This is a genomic window from Roseixanthobacter glucoisosaccharinicivorans (genome assembly GCF_043195095.2).
Taxonomy (GTDB): Bacteria; Pseudomonadota; Alphaproteobacteria; order Rhizobiales; family Xanthobacteraceae; genus NCEH01.
This window is the reverse complement of record NZ_CM195538.1, coordinates 3,400,103-3,420,374: the sequence shown is the minus strand read 5'-3', so window position 1 is coordinate 3,420,374 and position 20,272 is coordinate 3,400,103. Positions and strand designations below refer to the sequence as shown.

The 20,272-nt window shown below is 65.2% G+C and carries 20 protein-coding genes; 15 read left to right on the top strand and 5 right to left on the bottom strand.

What is annotated here, in order from left to right; genetic code table 11:
• Positions 1 to 121 precede the first annotated feature (121 nt).
• The 10 genes from V5F78_RS15850 to yihA all read left to right on the top strand — a co-directional run bounded on the left by V5F78_RS15850 (position 122) and on the right by yihA (position 8,610).
• Positions 122 to 562, top strand: coding sequence for a metallopeptidase family protein (locus V5F78_RS15850; RefSeq protein ID WP_394066978.1), 441 nt, complete (start codon positions 122 to 124; stop codon positions 560 to 562).
• Between the two features lie 63 nt (positions 563 to 625).
• Entirely contained in the window at positions 626 to 1,183 is a 558-nt protein-coding gene (locus V5F78_RS15845; RefSeq protein WP_394066976.1) for a cytochrome b, read from the top strand.
• Between the two features lie 75 nt (positions 1,184 to 1,258).
• Entirely contained in the window at positions 1,259 to 1,864 is a 606-nt protein-coding gene (leuD, locus tag V5F78_RS15840) for a 3-isopropylmalate dehydratase small subunit (protein WP_394066975.1), read from the top strand.
• A gap of 196 nt (positions 1,865 to 2,060) precedes the next feature.
• On the top strand, positions 2,061 to 3,995 hold the full coding sequence (ybaL, locus tag V5F78_RS15835; protein WP_394066973.1) for a YbaL family putative K(+) efflux transporter: 1,935 nt from the start codon (positions 2,061 to 2,063) through the stop codon (positions 3,993 to 3,995).
• Positions 3,996 to 4,161: 166 nt separating this feature from the next.
• Positions 4,162 to 4,296, top strand: coding sequence for a 50S ribosomal protein L34 (gene rpmH, locus V5F78_RS15830; RefSeq protein ID WP_348846609.1), 135 nt, complete (start codon positions 4,162 to 4,164; stop codon positions 4,294 to 4,296).
• A 24-nt stretch (positions 4,297 to 4,320) separates the two neighbouring features.
• The gene (gene rnpA, locus V5F78_RS15825; RefSeq protein WP_394066971.1) at positions 4,321 to 4,701 is read left to right on the top strand and encodes a ribonuclease P protein component; all 381 of its coding nucleotides are present in this window, start codon (positions 4,321 to 4,323) and stop codon (positions 4,699 to 4,701) included.
• Entirely contained in the window at positions 4,698 to 6,539 is a 1,842-nt protein-coding gene (yidC, locus tag V5F78_RS15820; protein WP_394066969.1) for a membrane protein insertase YidC, read from the top strand. The genes rnpA and yidC overlap by 4 nt, the downstream gene beginning before the upstream one ends.
• A 167-nt stretch (positions 6,540 to 6,706) precedes the next feature.
• Positions 6,707 to 7,267, top strand: coding sequence for a YceI family protein (locus tag V5F78_RS15815; RefSeq protein ID WP_394066967.1), 561 nt, complete (start codon positions 6,707 to 6,709; stop codon positions 7,265 to 7,267).
• Between the two features lie 11 nt (positions 7,268 to 7,278).
• Entirely contained in the window at positions 7,279 to 7,866 is a 588-nt protein-coding gene (locus tag V5F78_RS15810; RefSeq protein ID WP_394066965.1) for a cytochrome b, read from the top strand.
• An 87-nt stretch (positions 7,867 to 7,953) separates the two neighbouring features.
• Complete coding sequence (yihA, locus tag V5F78_RS15805; protein ID WP_394066963.1) at positions 7,954 to 8,610, top strand: ribosome biogenesis GTP-binding protein YihA/YsxC; 657 nt, start codon at positions 7,954 to 7,956, stop codon at positions 8,608 to 8,610.
• Positions 8,611 to 8,944: 334 nt separating this feature from the next.
• Here the strand turns inward: yihA and V5F78_RS15800 are convergent, their stop codons facing one another.
• Both V5F78_RS15800 and V5F78_RS15795 read right to left on the bottom strand, forming a co-directional pair.
• A complete protein-coding gene (locus tag V5F78_RS15800; RefSeq protein ID WP_394066961.1) occupies positions 8,945 to 9,136 on the bottom strand; it encodes a hypothetical protein in 192 nt (63 codons plus the stop codon).
• A gap of 100 nt (positions 9,137 to 9,236) precedes the next feature.
• Positions 9,237 to 9,920 (bottom strand): cold-shock protein, encoded by a 684-nt coding sequence (locus tag V5F78_RS15795; RefSeq protein WP_394014807.1) that lies wholly within the window; start codon positions 9,918 to 9,920, stop codon positions 9,237 to 9,239.
• 408 nt (positions 9,921 to 10,328) lie between these two features.
• Between V5F78_RS15795 and V5F78_RS15790 the strand changes: the two genes are divergently transcribed.
• Positions 10,329 to 12,020, top strand: a complete 1,692-nt coding sequence (locus V5F78_RS15790; protein WP_394066959.1) for a SulP family inorganic anion transporter — start codon at positions 10,329 to 10,331, stop codon at positions 12,018 to 12,020.
• Between the two features lie 261 nt (positions 12,021 to 12,281).
• Here the strand turns inward: V5F78_RS15790 and V5F78_RS15785 are convergent, their stop codons facing one another.
• Entirely contained in the window at positions 12,282 to 13,229 is a 948-nt protein-coding gene (locus V5F78_RS15785; RefSeq protein WP_394066958.1) for a LysR family transcriptional regulator, read from the bottom strand.
• A 186-nt stretch (positions 13,230 to 13,415) separates the two neighbouring features.
• Here V5F78_RS15785 and wrbA point away from each other — a divergent pair, with 186 nt between their 5' ends.
• On the top strand, positions 13,416 to 14,015 hold the full coding sequence (gene wrbA, locus V5F78_RS15780) for an NAD(P)H:quinone oxidoreductase (protein WP_394066956.1): 600 nt from the start codon (positions 13,416 to 13,418) through the stop codon (positions 14,013 to 14,015).
• Between the two features lie 45 nt (positions 14,016 to 14,060).
• Here the strand turns inward: wrbA and V5F78_RS15775 are convergent, their stop codons facing one another.
• Together V5F78_RS15775 and V5F78_RS15770 are read right to left on the bottom strand one after the other, a co-directional pair.
• Complete coding sequence (locus V5F78_RS15775; protein WP_394066954.1) at positions 14,061 to 15,041, bottom strand: aldo/keto reductase; 981 nt, start codon at positions 15,039 to 15,041, stop codon at positions 14,061 to 14,063.
• A gap of 345 nt (positions 15,042 to 15,386) precedes the next feature.
• Positions 15,387 to 15,989, bottom strand: a complete 603-nt coding sequence (locus V5F78_RS15770) for a CarD family transcriptional regulator (protein WP_394067829.1) — start codon at positions 15,987 to 15,989, stop codon at positions 15,387 to 15,389.
• 196 nt (positions 15,990 to 16,185) lie between these two features.
• Here V5F78_RS15770 and V5F78_RS15765 point away from each other — a divergent pair, with 196 nt between their 5' ends.
• The 3 genes from V5F78_RS15765 (at position 16,186) to V5F78_RS15755 (ending at position 20,180) form a co-directional block, all read left to right on the top strand.
• The gene (locus V5F78_RS15765; protein WP_394066952.1) at positions 16,186 to 16,350 is read left to right on the top strand and encodes a hypothetical protein; all 165 of its coding nucleotides are present in this window, start codon (positions 16,186 to 16,188) and stop codon (positions 16,348 to 16,350) included.
• Positions 16,351 to 16,496: 146 nt separating this feature from the next.
• Positions 16,497 to 17,894 carry an adenosylhomocysteinase gene (gene ahcY / locus V5F78_RS15760; protein ID WP_394066950.1) on the top strand — a complete coding sequence of 466 codons (1,398 nt, stop codon included), beginning with the start codon at positions 16,497 to 16,499 and terminating at the stop codon, positions 17,892 to 17,894.
• A 399-nt stretch (positions 17,895 to 18,293) separates the two neighbouring features.
• Positions 18,294 to 20,180: a potassium transporter Kup gene (locus V5F78_RS15755; RefSeq protein ID WP_394066948.1), complete on the top strand. Its 1,887-nt coding sequence runs from the start codon at positions 18,294 to 18,296 to the stop codon at positions 20,178 to 20,180.
• Positions 20,181 to 20,272 lie beyond the last annotated feature (92 nt).

The following is a 20,272-nucleotide window of genomic DNA, read 5'->3' as shown; positions in this document are numbered from 1 at the left end:
CTGGTGGTTAAACATCCCGGCGGCGTTAATGGTTCCGAAACTATAGTCACGGCTTCGAGACCCTCGGTGCAGCTTCAGGGCACATGCCGGCGCCGCGTCGGCAAGAAGGAGCAGAAAAGCGATGCCCAACGGGTCCATTGCCAGAACCAACGCCATCGCCTGGCGCAACCGCGAGGCACCGTCGCTGGAGGCCTTCGAGATCCTGGCGGAGGATGCGTTCGCGCGTCTGCCGGAGAGCTTCCGGGCCCTATGCGGCGGTGTGGTGCTGCGGGTGGAGGATTTCCCCGAGGACGATGTTCTCGAGGAATTGGAAGCCGAATCCCCGTTCGACCTCCTCGGCCTCTTCCAGGGCGTGGGGTTGGCGCAGGCGGGGGCGGTTTCGGAAACCGGGCGACTGCCCAACATGGTTTTTCTCTACCGGCGTCCGATTCTGGACTATTGGTCGGAGAATGAAGAAACCCTCGGCGAGATCATCGCCCATGTTCTCATCCACGAGATCGGCCATCATTTTGGCCTCTCGGACGCAGATATGGAACGGGTCGAATCGCAGGTCGAAGACTAGCTAGGCGCTGGACGCGGCGAATAGCGCTCGGTACACAGGCTCGGCTTTTACAGGAATGGTGCAATGCGGGATCTTGTTGCTCAAAGTCGCTATACTGTGATGATGCGATCGTTGCATTGGCTCACCGTGGCGCTCGTCCTGACAGTGTATGGTCTTACCTACGTGGTGGACCTTTACGCCCGCGGCACGCCGGAACGCGGCGCGGTGTGGGGGCTGCATATTTCGTTCGGTCTGGTCCTGCTGGTGGTGGTGCTCGCGCGACTGCTGGTCCGTGCGGTGGGACCGCTTCCCGCTCCGTCGGAAGCCTTGTCGCGCGTGATGTCGATCGCCGCGCACGTGGTCCATATGGCGCTTTATGTGCTGCTGATCGCGACCCCGGTGCTCGGCATTTCGATGACTTTCCTGCGTGGACAGAGCATCTCGCTGTTCGGGCTGCTGACGATCGCCTCGCCGCTCACGCCGGATCGGGAGTTCGCGCGGCAAGTGCTCTGGGTGCATGAAAATAGCGCGAACCTGTTGATGATCGTGGCGGGGCTTCATGCGCTCGCGGCGCTCTATCATCACTTCATCCGCAAGGATGACGTGCTGCAGCGCATGTTGTTCACCATGGGCCGGCGCTGAGGCGCGGGCGCAGGCGCGGCGCATGTGAGCCGCCAGGACAAGCGGGCCGAGGGCCCTGAAGGGAGCCGGAAGGCAATGGAAAAGTTCACCACGGTCGAAGGCGTCGCGGCGCCGCTGAAGATGGTCAATGTCGACACCGACATGATCATTCCCAAGAATTATCTGAAGACCATCAAGCGTACCGGCCTCGGCAAGGGCCTGTTCGCCGAGATGCGCTATAAGGACGACGGCAGCGAGAACCCGGATTTCGTGTTGAACACGCCCGCCTATCGCACGGCGAAGATCCTGGTGGCGGGCGATAATTTCGGCTGCGGCTCCTCGCGCGAGCATGCCCCCTGGGCGCTGCTCGATTATGGCATCCGCTGCGTGATCTCCACCTCGTTCGCGGATATTTTCTATAACAATTGCTTCAAGAACGGCATTCTGCCGGTCGTGGTCTCCCAGGAGGACCTCGACAAGCTGTTCGACGATGCCAGCCGTGGCGCCAATTCCACCCTCACGGTGGACCTGGAAGCCCAGGAGATCCGCGGGCCGGACGGTGGCACCGCGCGGTTTGAGATCGACCCCTTCCGCAAGCGCTGCCTGCTGGAGGGATTGGACGATATCGGCCTCACGCTGGAGAAGGGCGCCAGCATCAACACCTATGAGGCAACGGCGGCGGAGCAGCGCTCCTGGCTGTGAATTGATCGCAAGTGTCGATCAGGCGCCGCCGGCGAGCGGCGCCTTTTTTATGGCCAGTGCCGATTTTTTCGCACGCTCGTCCCTGTGTCGCCATACCGTTTGGGCTAAGTTGAAGGCGGGCCTCTTCCAGGCCCTTCAATGCCGTCCGTTCGGGCGGCCTCTCGCTCATTCAATGCCTTAGCGCCGGAGCCTGATCGTGCCGCACGCCACTCCTTTGATCGCAACCATCGTGATGGCCTTTGTCCTGGCCTTCATCCTGGGGGCGGTGGCGCAGCGCCTGCGGGTCTCGCCGTTGGTCGGCTACCTGCTTGCCGGCATCGTGGCCGGGCCGTTCACTCCAGGCTTCGTCGCCGACCAGCACCTGGCGACCGAACTGGCCGAAATCGGCGTCATTCTGCTGATGTTCGGCGTCGGCCTGCATTTTTCGCTGAAGGATTTGCTGTCTGTGAAGGCCATCGCCATTCCCGGCGCGGTGGTACAGATCGCGGTGGCGACCGTTCTCGGCATGGGGCTGGCGCACCTGATGGGCTGGAGCCTCGGCGGCGGCCTGGTGTTCGGCCTCGCTTTGTCGGTCGCCAGCACCGTTGTGCTGTTGCGAGCGCTCCAGGAGCGCCGGCTTCTGGAGAGCGAACAGGGGCGCATCGCGGTCGGCTGGCTGATCGTCGAGGACCTCGCCATGGTCCTGGCGCTGGTTCTGCTGCCGGCCATGTCCGGCGCACTCGGCGGGCGCAGCGTGGCGAACAGCGAGGCGCTGGCGCTCTTCGGCTCGTCGAATATCGAATACACGCTCGGCCTGACCATCGGCAAGGTCGCGGCGTTCGTGGTTCTGATGCTGGTGGTGGGTCGGCGCGTCATTCCCTGGATCATGCACTCGGTGGCCCACACCGGCTCGCGCGAATTGTTCCGCCTTGCCGTGCTCGCGATCGCGCTGGGCGTCGCCTATGGCTCGGCCCTGCTGTTCGGCGTGTCGTTCGCGCTCGGTGCCTTCTTCGCCGGCATGGTCCTGAGCGAATCGCCGCTGTCCCACCGCGCCGCCGAGGAAACCTTGCCTCTGCGCGATGCCTTCGCGGTGCTGTTCTTCGTTTCCGTCGGCATGCTGGTGGATCCCTCGATCCTGCTGCGCGAGCCGCTGGAACTGCTCGGCACCTTGCTGGTCGTGATCATCGGCAAGTCGGTGGCCGCCTACATGATCGTGCGGGTGTTCGGCTATGAGAAGCTCACGGCGCTGACGATTTCGGCGAGCCTGGCGCAGATCGGCGAATTCTCCTTCATCCTCGCCGCGCTCGGTGTCGACCTCGGGCTGATGCCGGCCGCCGGCCGTGACCTGATCCTGGCGGCGGCGATCCTTTCCATTCTGATCAATCCGTTCTTCTTCATGGCCCTGGACCGGCTGCGGCCGCGCCTGACACGCAAGACCGCCGAGCCGGCGGTGGAGCGCCAGGCCAAGGAACAGCCGGCCGCGCTCGTGCCCACGCTTCAGAGCGGGCACACCGTGCTGGTCGGCTATGGACGGGTCGGCCGGCTGATCGCCGAGGGGCTGCGCGGCGGCGGCATTCCATTCCTGGTGATCGAGGATGGTGGAGACGCGGTGGAAGCGCTGCGCCGCGCGCAAATCGAGGTGCTGCCCGCCAACGCCGCCGCGCCCGAAGCGCTGGCGGCGGCGAATCTGCCCGGCGCCCAGCGTCTGATTCTGGCGATTCCCGACGGCTTTGAGGCCGCGAGCGTGCTGCGCAAGGCGCGGGCGCTCAATCCGGGCCTCGAAATCATCGCCCGCGCGCATTCCGATGCGGAGGTGGAGCACCTGCGGCAGGGTGGGGCAGGCTTTATCATCATGGGCGAACGGGAAGTTGCGCGCGGCATGCTCGCTTATGTGCTGCGCGACGGCACCGCCGATGCCCCGTCCAGCATCGGCCCGTTGCCCGCCGGCCCTGCGGGGCCAGCCTCACCCCTTGAGGGCGTTGGGGAAAATCCCGCGGCGAAGCCCGAAGTGCCGGTCGAGGACGGCTCCGCGCCCGAGCTCCGGGAGCCGGCGGGGGAGGGTGCGGCGGGCCCCGCCGACGCTCACGAAACCTCGGCCGATGTCGTGTCGACAGCCGGGGACAGCGCCGGCCAATCAACCCAAGGGCGTTGACGCGCGGCCCTTCGCCGCCTATAAGCCGACCCCGAACTCGGGCGGCTCCGGCTCCTGGGACCTTGCTTTATTCCCGATTGATATCGGGTTGGGCGCCAAAGGCTTCGGCCGATGGAAAGGGTTCAGGATAGCGGATGTCGCCGTCAAAACTCCGGAGACAAGAACCGTGAAGCGCACCTACCAACCGAGCAAGCTCGTGCGCAAGCGTCGGCACGGCTTCCGTGCGCGCATGGCGACGATGAATGGCCGCAAGATCATCGCTGCCCGCCGGGCCCATGGCCGCAAGCGCCTTTCGGCGTGACCTGCGCCTGCGGAGCTGTTCATCTTGGATCGGCTCCTCAAGCGGCGTGATTTTCTAGCCGCGGCAAAGGCAGAACGTGCCGGTGTCGCGGGCTTCCTTCTGCAGGGGCGTGACCGCAAGGACCAGGGCGAAGCCCGGATCGGCCTGACGGTTACCAAGAAGGTTGGCAATGCCGTCGTGCGCAACCGCATCCGCCGCCGACTGCGGGAAGTGGCGCGGCAGGTGTTGCCGGCAAAGGCCCGCCCGGGCTTCGACTATGTGATGGTGGCGCGGCTGCACGCTTTGCACGCGCCCTTTCCGGATCTGGTGCGCGATCTTGAGCGCGCCGTGTCCCGGCTGCATGGCGCCGGAAAGCCAAGAACCAAAGAAACGTCCGCCCCCGCCGACGGAGCCCGCCAGGCATGACCGACAATCGCAATATGTTCATCGCCATCGGCTTGTCCCTGGCGATCCTCCTCGGCTGGCAATATTTCATCGGCATTCCGCAGGCGGAGAAACAGCGGCAGGTCGCCGAGCAGCAGCGCGTGCTTCAGCAGGCGCAGCAGCAGGCCGATCAGCAGAGCCAGACTCCCGCCGCCTCGGCGACCCCCGGCCCAGATGGCGTGACCGCGCCGGCGAGCCACGCGGCCGGCACCCCCGGGCGGGCGCTGACCCGCGAACAGGCGCTCGCTCTTTCGCCCCGCGTCGCCATCGACACGCCCCGCGTGAAAGGCTCCATCTCGCTGAAGGGCGGCCGGGCGGATGATATCTCGCTCGCCGAATATCACGAGACCGTGGACCCCAAGAGCCCGATCATCGTGCTGCTCTCGCCCTCGGGCGCACCCAATCCCTTCTATGCGGAATTCGGCTGGACCGCCGCGCCCGGCGCCTCGGTGGCGCTGCCTGGCCCGGACACGGTGTGGACCGCCCCTGCCGGCGCGGCCCTGACGCCCAACACGCCCCTGGTGCTGACCTATGACAACGGCCAGGGCCTGATCTTCAAGCGCACCTTCGCCATCGACGAATTCTATATGTTCACGGTGAAGGACGAGGTGGTGAACAACGGCGCTGCCGCCGTGACGCTCTATCCCTACGCGCTGGTGTCGCGCCACGGCGTTCCCCATACCCAGGGCTTCTACATCCTGCACGAAGGCCTGATTGGCGTGCTCGGCGATGCCGGCTTGCAGGAAGTCACCTACGCCAAGATGGACGCGGCCAAGCCGAACCTGTTCAAATCCACCGGCGGCTGGCTCGGCATCACCGACAAATATTGGGCCGCGACCGTTATTCCCGACCAGAGCGTGGCCGTGGATGCCCGCTTCTCCACCTCGACGGTCGGCAATGTCCCGACCTTCCAGGCGGATTATCTCGCCGCCGCCAAGACCGTCGAGCCCGGCACGAGCGTGGCGTCCCAGTCCCGCCTGTTCGCCGGCGCCAAGGTGGTCGCGGTGGTCGACGGATACGCCACGCGCTACGCCATCGACCGGTTCGACCGGCTGATCGACTGGGGGTGGTTCTACTTCATCACCAAGCCGCTGTTCCAGGTGATCGACTGGATCTTCCATGTGGTCGGCAATTTCGGCGTCGCCATCCTGATCGTGACGGTGATGCTGAAGGGGATTTTCTTCCCCCTCGCCAACAAGTCCTACACCTCCATGGCCAAGATGAAGGCCTTGCAGCCCGAGATGGCCGCCATTCGCGAGCGTTTCGCCGACGACAAGGTGAAGCAGCAGCAGGCCACCATGGAGCTGTACAAGAAGGAGAAGATCAATCCGATCGCCGGCTGCCTGCCGATCGTGATCCAGATCCCGGTCTTCTTCGCGCTCTACAAGGTGCTGTTCGTCACCATCGAGATGCGGCACGCGCCGTTCTTCGGCTGGATCCGCGACCTGTCGGCGCCCGACCCCACCACCGTGTTCAACCTGTTCGGCCTGATCCCCTGGGATCCGAGCAGCGTGCCGGTGGTCGGCTCCTATCTGATGCTCGGCGCCTGGCCGCTGATCATGGGCGTGACCATGTGGGTTCAGATGAAGCTGAACCCGGCCCCGCCGGATCCGACCCAGCAGATGATCTTCAACTATATGCCGATCATCTTTACGTTCATGCTGGCACATTTCGCGGCCGGACTGGTGATCTACTGGGCCTGGAACAACACACTTTCGGTGCTTCAGCAGACGGCCATCATGAAGCGCAACGGCGTCAAGATTGAATTGTTCGACAATATCCGCAATGCCTTCAAGAAGAAGGCACCCGCCAAAGGGTAGGCGCCAAATCCTTCAAGCAAGGTTTTCGTGTAAAAGCTGAAGCGCTCCATCTGACGGTGGGGCGCTTCACCCATGTTTGATGCCGATCCACGCCAATCCCACGCTCCCGCCTTAGTTCCGCACGCGGGAAAGGTAAGGTCCTTCCATCGAAAATGAAGGACATGACGATGCTGCGGGTTCTTGGATGTATCGGCCTTCTGCTCTGCGCGGCACCTGCGGCCGCGGCGCCCGTGTCCTTCGCCGTGGACCCGTCGGCGACGCGGATCGGCTTCGAGGTCGGTGCCAAGGGTTATCCCGTGACCAAGGGGATGTTCCGCAGCTTCTCCGCCGATCTCGACATTGATTTCGACATGCCCGCGCGCAGCAAGGTGATGTTTCGCGTGGGCTCGAACTCGCTGGACACGCAGGCGCCCGTTCTGGACGATTATGTCCGTGGCCCTGGCTTCCTGGATTCCGCACGCTACCCAGACATCACCTTCGTCTCCACCCGCGTGCGCAAGCTCGACGACAAGACGGTGGAGGTGGTCGGCAATCTGACGCTGCTGGGCGTGACGCGCGAGGAGGCGTTCGATGTGAACGTGGCGCAGCATCGCGCCGGGAGCCGCGATGGCTTCGCCTTCCAGGTGGTTGGGGCGATCCATCGCTCGGATTTCGGTATGACCGGCGGCCTGCCGCTGGTCTCGGATGATGTGCGCATCACCGTCTATGCGCAGGCCGCCGCGCGATGAGCGGACAAGGGGTGTCAGCAGGGCTGCCCGCGCGCTGGAGCCTGCCGCTGCGGTGGCTGCATTGGGCCATGGCGGCTTTGCTGATGGCGTTGCTCGGGCTCGGGCTGGCCATGGCCTATGGCACGTTCGATCTCGGGCAGACTTTCGCTCTTTATCAGTGGCACAAGTCGCTCGGCGTTCTGGTTCTGCCGCTGGTGGCGCTGCGGCTCGCGCTGCGCGTGGGAACGGCGCATCCCGTCTCGCCGCCGGCGATCGGCCGCCGCGCGCGGCTTGAGGCGGCTGCGGCACGGATCGTCCATGCGCTGTTCTATGTGCTCATGCTCGCCCTGCCGTTCACCGGCTGGCTGGTGGTGTCTTCATCGCCGCTGCATCTGCCGACACGGCCGTTCAATCTTTTCACCTTGCCCGATCTCGTGGCGCCTGACGCCGATCTGAATGCGGCCATGAGTCTGGTGCACGCGACGCTGGCCTATCTGCTGTTGGCGGTGCTGGCCCTGCATGTGGCTGGCGCGGTGAAGCATTGGCTGGTGGACCGCGATCGGACAGCGCAGAGGATGAGCCTGTGGCCCGCTCCGGCGCCGCGAGGCGAACAAAGGTAGGGCGCAAGACGCCGGTAGGGCACGGACCGCACTCGCTTCCACCGCGTCGGACTTGCGAAACCCGCCGGTCCGGCGGATAAGCCGTGCATGACCGAGCTTTCGACAGACCTGGACGCGCAATTCCTCGAACAGGGGCGGCTTCTGTTTGCCGCGGAATGGAACTTCCTCACCGCCGCCCCGACGGTGGAGTTCCTCCCACCCATGCTGGGGCTCGAGATTGCCTTCGCGGGCCGTTCGAATGTGGGCAAGTCGAGCCTGGTGAATGCGTTGACCGGACGCAAGACGCTGGCGCGGACCTCGGTGACGCCGGGGCGTACGCAGGAGCTGATCTTCTTCCGCGTCGGTCCCCAGCTCACCATGGTGGACATGCCGGGCTACGGTTTCGCCAAGGCCCCCAAGGAGAAGGTCGAGGCCTGGACGCAGACCATTCTCGACTATCTGCGCGGCCGCGTGAATCTCGCCCGCGTGTTCGTGCTGATCGACGCGCGCCACGGCATCAAGCCGGTGGACGAGGATGTGCTGAACCTGCTGGACAAGGCGGCGGTGTCGTACGCCATCGTCCTTACCAAGGTGGACCAGGTGAAGCCGAGCGCCTTTCCCGAGCGGCTGGCGGAAACCGAAGCGAAAATCCGTAAGCGCCCGGCCGCCTATCCGCATGTTTTCGCGACGTCCAGCCACACCGGTGCCGGACTTCCGGACTTGCGCGCTGCGGTGGCGAAGCTTCTGGTGGAGCGGGCGAGCTGAAGACAGGCGCGGCTGCGGCGCGGGCCTCGCTCGGATAAGGGCGGGGCGAACGATGCGGCCGGAGCATGGGGCGATGCCAGGCACCGCGATCCCGATGCCGGGGCGGCGGAGTAAGGGGCGGGAAAATCCAAGCCCGCGACGTGCGCAATGAGGCGCGTGGCGCCACAATCTAAGGATTGGCGGGAAGCAGGAGGCTATCCGCGCGTAAAGGCCGCGCAACGCGGATCGGCCTTTTCTGTTCGTTCAACGGGCTCGCAGGGGAATGGGGCTTTTGTCGGCCTGTCCCGGTCGGGCACACGCGGGGGTGCCCGATGGCCGTGCGTCCATCGCCCGGTCAACGTCTGGGCATGGATTCCTGAAGAAGCGCTTCGGTCGCGGCGATGGCGCCTTCCAATTCGGAAATCTTGCGCAAGGCGCCATCCGAGGGGAAAGTCGCGGACCGAGCGGCGTTGAGGAGAAGCTCGCGCTGGGCCTTTTTCAATTTATCGAGGAGCCCCTGGAGATCTGCCTCGGCTTGCTGCGCCATTTTTACGCTGTATCCCTGATATATGCGACGACGGGCGCGGCCGCGGAGGCCACGCCCGTCTCGAAAAGCGAGGCGGGAAATCCCGCCTCAAATTCTGTGATCAGTCGGCGACTTCGATGCCGCGGGCTTCGGGACCCTTGGGGCCCTGACCCACCTGCACCACGACGCGCTGGCCTTCGGCCAGATCGGCCAGGCCGGAGCGGGACACGACGGTGACGTGGACGAACACGTCCTTGCCGCCGCCTTCGACCGCGATGAAGCCGAAGCCCTTATCGGGATTGTACCACTTCACGGTGCCGACACGCTCTTCCGTGGGGCCGGAGGCCGCACGCGGACCAGCACCGGCGCCAGCGCCGAAGCCGCCGGAACGGGGCGCGCCACCAAAACCGCCCGTGCGTTCACGGCGGGGAGGGGCTGCCTCGGCGGTCGAGGTATCGACTTCGAGCACTTCGGTGACCTGGCGGCCCTTCTGGCCCTGGCCGACGCGAACGCTCAGCTTGGAACCCGGAGGAACGCTTTCCTGGCCGGCGGCCTCGAGGGCACGCGCATGCAGGAACACGTCGCCGGAACCGTCGGAGAGCTCGACAAAGCCGAAGCCCTTCTCAGGGTTGAACCACTTGACGGTGGCGTCGATTGGCGGACCAGACGGAGCCGGAGCACTGAAGCTGCTGCTCGGCGAAGAAAAGGGGCGGTCGCCCCCTCCAAAACTGCTGCGCGGCGGGGCGGCGAAGTCGTCATCAAAGCCACGACGGCGCGGCTCTCGGAAGTCTCGGTTACGGCTCATGTGTATTTCCGTTGAGGTCAGGTCGCCAATACTGGCTAGGGCCATCCACCATTGCTAAACTTGCTGATGCGTGCTGAACACGTTTTGGAACAACTCAAAAGAAGTTTCAAAACACCCTCAAGTCCGCTACCCGTTTCTCGCCTCGCAGCCTAATGGACACAGCCAAATTGCTTCACGGATCGTTCTAGATGCGCGCTACAAATCGGCATTCTAAACACTAACACACTTCTGTGACGATTTGGTACATGAATGTTTACCCCACCGCGCCCAAACTTAATGCTAGGGAGCCGTGTTCCTGCCTGGGCCGCGCTTCGCGGCCTCGACGGGCATTGATGTTGCCCTGGTTTCACGTCCGCGTGCGTTCGTTTTCTCGCATGCCGGCGCCGGGGCCGATATGGGGAACATGAGATGACCGATGTGGCAGGGCCGGTGGCCGGCCCGGGGCGGCGATCCCTGAGGCAGGGCTTCGTTCCAAAGCTCGTGACTGCGCTCGCGCAGGGCTATCGGCTCAGCGACCTGCGCGCCGACGCCGTATCCGGCCTTACGGTCGCGATCGTCGCGCTGCCGCTCGCCATGGCGCTGGCCATCGCCTCCGGCGCCAGCCCGGACAAGGGCCTGATCACCGTAGTGGTGGCCGGCTTCATCATTTCGGCCTTCGGTGGCAGCCGGTATCAGATCGGCGGCCCCACCGGCGCGTTCGTGGTGGTGGTGGCGAATGTGATCGCGACCCATGGCTATGACGGGCTCATCCTCGCCACCCTCATGGCCGGCGTGATCCTGATGGTGGCGGGGTTTGCCCGGCTCGGCAATTTCATGCGCTATATTCCAGAGCCGGTGGTCACGGGCTTCACCGCCGGCATCGCGGTCATCATCTTTTCCAGCCAGGTGAAGGATTTCTTCGGGCTCACCATCGCCCATCTGCCGGCCGAGTTCATCGGTCAGTGGGAGGCGCTGATAAAGGCCGCCCCCACGGTCTCGCTCGCCACCGCCGCCTTGTCCGTCGCGGCGCTCGCCCTCATCCTCGTTCTGCGGCGCGTGGCGCCCAAGGCGCCGGGCTTCCTCATCGTGGTGCTGCTCGGTTCGCTCGCGGTGATGTTCCTGAAACTGCCGGTGGATACCATCGGCTCGCGGTTCGGTGGCATTTCCGGGGCGCTGCCCACGCCGAGCTTCCCGGAAGTCACATTTGCCCGCATCGGCGATCTGCTGCCGAGCGCGCTCACCATCGCCTTCCTCGCCGGGATCGAGAGCCTGCTCTCCGCCGTGGTGGCGGACGGGATGACCGGCGGGCGGCACAGGCCCAATGCGGAACTGGTGGCCCAGGGCCTCGCTAATTCCGCATCCGCGCTCTTCGGTGGCCTGCCTGCAACCGGGGCGATCGCGCGCACCGCGACCAATATCCGCGCCGGGGCCCGCACGCCGGTGTCCGGCGTGATGCATGCGGTGTTCGTGCTGGCGGTGATGCTGCTTCTGGCGCCGCTCGCGGTCTATGTGCCGCTGGCCAGCCTTGCCGCCATCCTGATGGTGGTGGCCTGGAACATGAGCGAGATCGGCAAGATCCGTCATCTCATGAGCGCTCCCATTGGCGACCGCCTGCTGCTGCTTTCCACGCTCGGCCTGACGGTCGCGGTGGATCTCACGGTGGCGATCGCGGTGGGCGTGGTGCTGGCGGCGGTCATCTTCATGCATCGGATGGCGGCAATGACGCGCGTGGAGGTCTTCTCCACCGGCGAGGACGGGGAGGGCGACGTGCGCGCCCTGCTGCCGCCGGGGGTCGAGGCGTTTGATGTCAGCGGCCCGCTGTTCTTCGGCGCGGCGGCGCATCTCTCCGAGGTCCTGGACCAGATCGGCCAGATGCCGCGCGTGTTCATCCTGCGCATGGAAGAGGTGCCGATGATCGACGCCACCGGGGTCGGCGCCATCGTCGAGTTCGTCCGGCGCTGCCGGCATGGGGGGACGCAGGTGATCCTGTGCGGGCTGGCCCCGCAGACCGAACAGGTCCTGCGCCGCATGGGCCTTGGCCCGGATGGCGACGCCGTGCGCTGGGCGGCGAATTTCGATACGGCCCTCGCCTTATCTCAGCCGGTGGCCGTCGCGGCCTGAAAGGGTGGACGGCGGGGCGTGCCATGCGCTCCGCTGCAGGGGGATGCCTGCATCTTGGGCGTCCCCGCATCTAGGACCAATCGCCATTCATGGCTTGGCGGGAGTGCATCGGAGCATCGTCATGCACGGGCCTGTCCCGTGCATCCACGCGGCACCGTTGGTGCCGGCGTTTCAAGGCCTGCGCCGGCGGCGCGGCGTGGATTGCCGGGACGCGCCCGGCCATGACGACTGGTCGATGAATGACAATCGCGCCATCTGCCGTCAGGCGCCTCGATCATCCCCCATGCCGCTGAATGTCGATCCGTCCTCGCTCTGCCGTGCCTGCTGTTCGAAGCGGGAGATGAGCCACGCGCCTGCGGGGCCCGGCGGCGTATCGGTGCGGTAGATGGCTTGCAGGGCATAAGGCGAGCCTTGGGCGTCGGGCATGTGCAGCTTCACCAGCCGGCCGGATTCCAGATCCTCCTGGACGAGCGGCAGGGGCATGTTGCCCCAGCCGATGCCCTCGCGCAGCAAGGTGTGCTTTGCACCGAGATCGGCCAGACGCCACGTGCGGGTGCCGATGACGCCGAGGTCCATGCCTTCGGTCAGGGGTGAGCGGTCGGTCAGCACCAGCTGGATATGGTCGCGCCCGGCGCCGGGCGGATTGTGCGGCGCCAGCGCCAGCGGGTGGCTGGGCGATGCGACCGGAACCAGTTCCACGGCGCCGATGCCGATCCGTTCCAACCCGTCGAGGCCGAAGTCGAGCGGGCCGCTGACGCCGATGCTCGCCTGCCGGTGGAGCACCATCTGCGTCACGGCGCCGAGCGCCTCCACATAAAGGCGCAGCGTCACGGTGGGAAAAGCCTCGTTGAAGGCCTTGAGCGCGTCCACCACCCGCGCGGCCGGCAGCATGACGTCGAGCGCGAGATGGATTTCCGATTCCAGCCCATGCAGCAGGCCCTTCACCTTGGCGCGCAGGGCATGCATGCCATTGGCCAGCGCCCGCGCTTCGCCGAGCACAGTGCGCCCGGCTTCGGTGAGCCGCGGCTTTTTGGTGGTGTCGCGATCGAACAGGGAGACGCCGAGCTGGGCTTCCAGATTGGCGATGGAATAGCTGATGACCGAGGTGGCCCGGCCGAGCTTGCGCGCGGCGCCCGCGAAGCTGCCGGTTTCGACCACCGCCAGGAAAACCGCCAGCTGATCGAAGGTGGGCGTTCCGGGATCGGCCATCCGAAGGTCCTCTAACGGGTATCACGTGACCCCGCGAAGCCGCGCTCCGCCGGCCGCGCGCGCGGATATCTATTCGAAAATCTCGATCATTATCGTTCAGATTATTCGGCTAGATCCAGATGTTTTGCGGTGCGAGTGTGCGGCCACTTTCCGCGGCGCCTGCCGCTTCCCGCCCTGGAGGCCGAAATGGCTAAGGTTCTGGTTCTGTATTATTCCTCGTACGGCCATATCGAGACCATGGCCAATGCGGTCGCCGAAGGCGCCCGCGCGGCCGGTGCGCAGGTGGACGTAAAGCGCGTTCCCGAAACCGTGCCGGACGAGATTGCGAAAGGCGCGCATTTCAAGCTCGACCAGGCGGCTCCGGTCGCCAACATCGCCGATCTCGAGCATTATGACGCGATCATCATCGGCACCGGCACGCGGTTCGGCCGCATGTCGTCGCAGCTCGCGGCGTTCCTGGATCAGGCCGGCGGCCTGTGGATGCGCGGCGCGCTGAACGGCAAGGTGGGCGCGGCCTTCGTTTCCACCGCCACCCAGCATGGCGGCCAGGAGACCACCTTGTTCTCCATCATCACCAATCTGCTGCATTTCGGCATGGTGGTCGTGGGCCTGCCCTACAGCCACCAGGGCCAGATGAGTGTGGATGAGATCGTCGGCGGCGCGCCCTACGGCGCCACCACGATCGCCGCCGGCGACGGCTCGCGCCAGCCGTCCGAGATCGACCTGGCCGGCGCGCGTCACCAGGGCGAGATCGTCGCCAAGACTGCGGCCAAGCTGTTCGGCTGATGCACTGAGGGGGCGGCCGGGCCGGCCGCCCCCTCTATTGGCAGACTATTGGAAGCCGGCCACCCGGTGCGGCACATAGGGCGCTTCGAGCGTCGCGATCTCTGCCTCGGTGAGCGCGAGCGAGAGCGCCGCCACCGCGTCCGTGAGGTGGTTCGGCTTCGACGCGCCGATGATGGGCGCCGTCACCGGCTTCTTCTGCGCGACCCAAGCCAGCGCCACCTGGGCGCGGGGAACGCCGCGCGCCTCGGCGATCGCCGCGACCGCCTCCACCACCTGCCGGTCCGCCTGGGCGGTGTGGGCATAGAGATTCTTGCCGACCGCATCGCTCTCCTGGCGCTCGCTGGTCTCGTCCCAGGAGCGGGTGAGGCGGCCGCGCGCCAGCGGGCTCCAGGGAATCACTGCGATGCCCTGGTCGGCGCACAGGGGCAGCATTTCCCGCTCTTCTTCCCGATACAGCAGGTTCAGATGATCCTGCATGCTGACGAACTGGGTCCATCCGTTCGCCCGCGAGGTGTAGAGCGCCTTGGCGAACTGCCAAGCATGCATGGAGGAGGCGCCGATATAGCGCGCCTTGCCCGCCTTCACGATGTCGTGCAGCGCCTCCAAGGTTTCCTCGATGGGGGTCGTGTAGTCCCAGCGGTGGATCTGGTAGAGGTCCACATAATCCGTGCCGAGGCGGCGCAGGCTGGCGTCGATCTCATCGAAGATCGCCTTGCGCGACAGGCCGGCACCATTGGGGCCGGGGCGCATGCGATTATAGACCTTGGTTGCGAGCACCACGTCCTCGCGACGCGTGAAATCCTTGATGGCACGGCCCACGATTTCTTCCGAATGACCGTCGGAATAGGTGTTCGCCGTGTCGAGGAAGGTGATTCCGAGTTCCAGCGCCTGGCGAATGAGCGGGCGGCTCTGTTCCTCGTTCATGGTCCAGGCGTGGTTGCCGCGATCGGGCGCGCCATAGGTCATGCAGCCGAGGGCGAGGCGCGAGACCTCAAGTCCCGTGCGTCCGAGTTTTACGTAATCCATGGTGCCGCTCCTGTCGCCGCCGTGCTTTTTCGAAGCCGGCCGGCGGCGATCCTAATCTGATGAGCCACGAAATTCGGGACACCCTTGAAGGCGTGCCGACAGAGATCGTCGACAGCGCCGGCACCTTCCCAGACTGAGGATTGGACCAGGAGAGGTGTTCAGTCCCGGCATGTGATGGGGTGAGGCGAGTGTGAATCGCCGTTGAGCGATTGTCCATTATGCCGTTGCGGCAAGGCGCATGCGCCGAATCGGGCTCGCCTGGGTTTGCCCCAAAAGAAAAGGCCCGGCAGAAGCCGGGCCTTGATGTTCGATACACGGGCTCGAACGGAAGCGATGCAGCCGCGCTCAGGCGGCTTCTTCGGCTTCGAGATCGGTCTCGGCGTCGGCTTCGACCTCCGCATCGGCTTCCTCGCCCTTGGCAGCGCCGCGGCGGGGGCCCTTCTGGAGGTTCTGCTCGATCAGCTTCACCGCCTCGGTGTCGGTGATGTTCTCCACCGCAGACAGCTCGCGCGCCATGCGATCCAGAGCGGCTTCATAAAGCTGGCGCTCGGAATAGGACTGCTCGGGCTGAGCGTCGGAGCGATAGAGATCACGCACGACTTCGGAGATCGCCAGCAGGTCGCCGGAATTGATCTTCGCTTCATATTCCTGGGCGCGGCGGCTCCACATGGTGCGCTTGACGCGCGCGCGACCCTTGAGAATGTCCAGCGCCTTGGCGACAACGGGGGCTTCGGACAGCTTGCGCATGCCCACCGTGGCCACCTTGGGCACCGGTACGCGGAGCGTCATTTTGTCCTTCTCAAAAGATATGACAAACAGCTCGAGTTTGAAGCCAGCGACTTCCTGCTCCTCGATGGCCATGATACGACCGACGCCGTGCGAGGGGTACACGATGTGCTCGCCCGTCTTGAAACCAAGGCGGGCCTGGGCGCTCTTTTTTGTCGACATGCTCTTGACCACTCCTGACCCGGCCAGCGGCCGGATCGTGTTGGCGCGCGAGCGCTCGTTTCCGGTATGACCCGGGCGATGGCGCACCTTGCGCTGGCGACTGGGCCGCGGCCGGTTCGCCCGACGGCCCGCTCATGTCAGTCGATGACTACAACCACGCGTACACACCCAAACCGCCTTCGCGGCCGGATGCCTGATGTCTCGCCCCAATGTTCCCGAGAATGCGCTATTAAGTGCACGCGCGACGCGGCTGGTTGGAAAAGCAATCGACTGTAAAGGCTTGTATAACACAAAAACCGATGAAATCAAAGCGCTGCGCCGGCTTCGCGAGGCTGCTCCGCGCAAGGCTGACCTGCGATGACTTAAAGTGGTGGCCAATCTGGCTTTTCTCACATATAAGCATTTCTTTATATGTTGATTGCCCATCGGTGGCGCCCGTGCTAGAGGGCTGGCCATAAGATGAGATGCCTGCACCGGCAGGCCGCAGCACCAGGACGGAGAGACGACATGACCGCCGATTATGTGGTGAAAGACATCAATCTTGCCGACTGGGGCCGCAAGGAACTGGATATCGCCGAGATCGAAATGCCCGGCCTAATGGCCACCCGCGCCGAATACGGCCCGAGCCAGCCTCTCAAGGGCGCGCGCATCGCCGGCTCGCTGCACATGACCATTCAGACCGGCGTGCTCATCGAGACCCTGAAGGCGCTCGGCGCCGATGTCCGCTGGGCCTCGTGCAACATCTATTCGACCCAGGACCACGCCGCCGCCGCCATCGCCGCGGCCGGCACCCCGGTGTTCGCCATCAAGGGCGAGAGCCTTGAGGAATACTGGGAATACACCCATCGCATCTTCGAATGGGCCGACGGCGGCGCGCCGAACATGATCCTGGACGACGGCGGCGACGCCACGCTCCTGGTGCATCTCGGCAAGCGCGCGGAAAGCGGCGACACCGCCTTCCTCGAAGGCGCCACCAATGAGGAAGAAGAAGTGCTGTTCGCGGCCATCAAGCGCCGCCTCAAGCACAAGCACGGCTGGTACACCACGCTCGCCAATTCCATCCGCGGCGTGACGGAAGAGACCACCACGGGTGTGCATCGCCTCTATGAGATGCAGAAGAAGGGCACGCTGCTGTGGCCCGCCATCAACGTGAACGACAGCGTCACCAAGTCCAAGTTCGACAATCTCTACGGCTGCCGCGAGAGCCTGGTGGACGGCATCCGCCGCGGCACCGACGTGATGATGGCCGGCAAGGTCGCCATGATCGCCGGCTTCGGCGACGTGGGTAAGGGTTCGGCCGCTTCGCTGCGCAATGCCGGCTGCCGCGTGATGGTCTCCGAAGTCGATCCCATCTGCGCGCTGCAGGCCGCGATGGAAGGCTACGAGGTGACCACGATGGAAGACGCCGCCACGCGCGCCGACATCTTCGTGACCGCCACCGGCAACCTCGACGTGATCACCGTGGACCACATGCGGGCCATGAAGGATCGCGCCATCGTCTGCAACATCGGCCATTTTGACAGCGAAATTCAGGTCGCAGGCCTGAAGAACTTCAAGTGGCACAATGTGAAGCCGCAGGTCGACGAGGTCGAGTTCACCGACGGCAAGCGCATCATCCTGCTGTCGGAAGGCCGCCTCGTGAACCTCGGCAACGCCACCGGCCATCCGAGCTTCGTGATGTCGGCTTCGTTCACCAACCAGACCCTGGCGCAGATCGAGCTGTTCACCAAGCCGGGCGTGTATGAGAAGAAGGTCTACACGCTGCCCAAGACCCTGGACGAGAAGGTGGCCTCGCTGCATCTCGAAAAGATCGGCGTGAAGCTCACCAAGCTGTCGGACCAGCAGTCCGCCTATATCGGCGTGCCGCAGGAAGGCCCGTTCAAGCCCGAGACCTATCGCTACTGAGGCCGGCGCGGCCGGGTGTCCGGCCGCGGTGCCTGCGTGATGCGGTGCCTGCGTGATTCTGTGCCCCGGCGCTCGCGAGAGCCCGGGGCACAGCCGTTTAGGGGGCTTTGCGCCATCTTGTCGCCGCCGCCCGGCACGCCGCGCCCGGCACGCTTGCTCCAAATGGGATTTATTCGCGGCCCTTGGGGCAGAGACCCGCATTGTCATCATTCGCGAAGAGAGCTAGGTGTGAAGCGGCTGCGGCTCGCTGCGGTCGCGCGCTGCTGGGGGGCTGCCTTGGACGGTTATGACCATCAATCGCGGCGCGCGGGATGGCGCCGAAGCGACCTGCCGGGTCGTTGTCTGCGCCGCTGCTCCCTTCTGTCACGGCCCCCTCGTTAAGCGCGCGGATCCAGCGACATGTCCCTGAGTGTGAGCCGCGATCGAAAACGTATTCTGCCCTTTGCCGCCGAAATCGGGGCGCTGGGCGTGGTGTTCGGAGACATCGGCACCAGCCCGCTCTACGCCCTCAAGCAAGGTGTGCTGGCGGTGGGCGGCACCAATTTCCTGCCCGAAGACGTGCTCGGCCTGCTGTCGCTCATCACCTGGAGCATCATCCTCTCGGTGACCATCAAATACGTGATGCTGGTGCTGCGCGCGGACAATGACGGGGAGGGCGGCATTCTCGCCCTGGTCACGCTGTTGGACCTGCATCGCAGCGCGCTCGGCATGCGGTGGTATCTGCTCGCCGCCGGCCTGCTGGGCGCGGCGATGCTGATCGGCGACGGCGTGCTGACCCCGGCCATGTCGGTGCTCTCCGCCATCGAGGGCCTCGGCGTCATCGCCCCGCAACTGAATCAATGGGTGGTGCCGCTCACGGTGGCGGTTCTGCTCGGCGTGTTCCTGTCGCAGCGCGCGGGTACCGACAAGATCGCCAGTTTCTACGGCCCGATCATGCTGCTCTGGTTCAGCGCCATCGGCATTATCGGCATCTACGGCATCGTGAAGGCCCCGGAGGTGCTGGTGGGGCTCGATCCGCGCCACGGCCTGCGGCTGCTGATCGACCATCCCGGCCTTGCGGGCGTGATCCTCGGGGCCTGCTTTCTGGCCATCACGGGCGGCGAGGCGCTCTATGCGGATCTCGGCCATTTCGGCCGCAAGGTGATCGCGCGCGCCTGGCTCGCGGTCGCCATGCCGGCGCTGCTGCTGAATTATTTCGGGCAGGGCGCAATGCTGCTGACCGATCCGAGCGCGGTGCGCAATCCCTTCTTCGACTTATGCCCGGACCCGATCGACATCCCGCTGCTGCTGCTCGCCACGGCGGCCACGGTCATCGCCTCGCAATCCATCATCACCGGCGTGTTCTCGCTGGCCAAGCAGGCGATCGAGCTTGGCTACCTGCCGCCCATGCGCATCCGCTATACCAGCGAGCACAATGAGCAGCACATTTATGTGGGCCGGCTGAACTGGCTGCTGATGATCGCCTGCATCGCCGTGGTGCTGGGCTTCGAGGCATCGGATCGCCTCGCCTCCGCCTATGGCATCGCGGTGGCGTTCGCCATGGTGACCACTTCCATCCTGTTCATCGCCCAGGTGAGTCGCGCCTGGGGCTGGCCCAAGCCGGCGGTGATCCTGCTCGGCGTCTGCCTGCTCTCCTTGGATGCCGCCTTCGCCACCTCCAACCTCACCAAGCTGCATGATGGCGGCTGGCTGCCGCTGACCATCGCCGGCATCGTGATTTTCGTCATGGTGAGCTGGCGGCGCGGCCTGGAAAGCGTGGTCGCCCAGCAGGTGCGCTTCACCGAGCCGCTCGACGGCTTCGTGGCGCGCAAGGAGCGCGCGAGCGACGGGGTGAGCCCGCGCACCGCGATCTTCCTCTCCCGCGCCGGCGCCATGACGCCGGTGGCGCTCTCGCGCATGGCCGATGTGATGAAGATCCGCTTCAACAAGGCGGTGGTGGTTTCGGTCTGGATCGTGGCGCGGCCCCGGGTTTCGCTGGAAGAGCGCGTGCGCGTGACCGTGCTGGATGGAACCTTCGTGCAGGTGGACCTGCGGTTCGGCTATATGCAGCAGATCGACGTGCCCTCGGTGCTCGGCCCGGCGCTGAGCGCGCGCGGCATTGATCCGGACGAGGCGATCTATGTCATCGGCCACGAGCGCATCATCCCGCCCGATGAGATTTTCCGCCTGCGCGACGTGGTGGCCCATGTGTTCGCGTTTCTGGCGCGCAATGCGGAACGTTCGGTCGACCGCTTCGGCCTACCCCGGGGCCGCACCATGGAAATCGGCTATCCCGTGAAATTGTAAGCGTGGCTTTGGCTTGCCTTGGACCGGCCGTGTTGCCGGGTTAGGAAATGCATGCCCGCGCGCCAAACTCAGCAACGAGGCATAGCCGCGAA

Bases quoted from the DNA above. Each gene is read 5' to 3' on its own strand.
- V5F78_RS15785 (WP_394066958.1), bottom strand. From the start codon at position 13,229: ATGGCCGATCCCGGAACGCCCACCTTCGATCAGCTGGCGGTTTTCCTG.
- V5F78_RS15770 (WP_394067829.1), bottom strand. From the start codon at position 15,989: ATGTCGACAAAAAAGAGCGCCCAGGCCCGCCTTGGTTTCAAGACGGGC.
- yihA (WP_394066963.1), top strand. From the start codon at position 7,954: ATGACCGAGCTTTCGACAGACCTGGACGCGCAATTCCTCGAACAGGGG.
- V5F78_RS15790 (WP_394066959.1), top strand. From the start codon at position 10,329: ATGACCGATGTGGCAGGGCCGGTGGCCGGCCCGGGGCGGCGATCCCTG.
- wrbA (WP_394066956.1), top strand. From the start codon at position 13,416: ATGGCTAAGGTTCTGGTTCTGTATTATTCCTCGTACGGCCATATCGAG.
- V5F78_RS15845 (WP_394066976.1), top strand. From the start codon at position 626: ATGCGGGATCTTGTTGCTCAAAGTCGCTATACTGTGATGATGCGATCG.
- V5F78_RS15765 (WP_394066952.1), top strand. From the start codon at position 16,186: ATGTCTCGCCCCAATGTTCCCGAGAATGCGCTATTAAGTGCACGCGCG.
- V5F78_RS15795 (WP_394014807.1), bottom strand. From the start codon at position 9,920: ATGAGCCGTAACCGAGACTTCCGAGAGCCGCGCCGTCGTGGCTTTGAT.
- V5F78_RS15850 (WP_394066978.1), top strand. From the start codon at position 122: ATGCCCAACGGGTCCATTGCCAGAACCAACGCCATCGCCTGGCGCAAC.
- ahcY (WP_394066950.1), top strand. From the start codon at position 16,497: ATGACCGCCGATTATGTGGTGAAAGACATCAATCTTGCCGACTGGGGC.
- yidC (WP_394066969.1), top strand. From the start codon at position 4,698: ATGACCGACAATCGCAATATGTTCATCGCCATCGGCTTGTCCCTGGCG.
- V5F78_RS15775 (WP_394066954.1), bottom strand. From the start codon at position 15,041: ATGGATTACGTAAAACTCGGACGCACGGGACTTGAGGTCTCGCGCCTC.
- V5F78_RS15815 (WP_394066967.1), top strand. From the start codon at position 6,707: ATGCTGCGGGTTCTTGGATGTATCGGCCTTCTGCTCTGCGCGGCACCT.
- V5F78_RS15755 (WP_394066948.1), top strand. From the start codon at position 18,294: ATGTCCCTGAGTGTGAGCCGCGATCGAAAACGTATTCTGCCCTTTGCC.
- leuD (WP_394066975.1), top strand. From the start codon at position 1,259: ATGGAAAAGTTCACCACGGTCGAAGGCGTCGCGGCGCCGCTGAAGATG.
- V5F78_RS15800 (WP_394066961.1), bottom strand. From the start codon at position 9,136: ATGGCGCAGCAAGCCGAGGCAGATCTCCAGGGGCTCCTCGATAAATTG.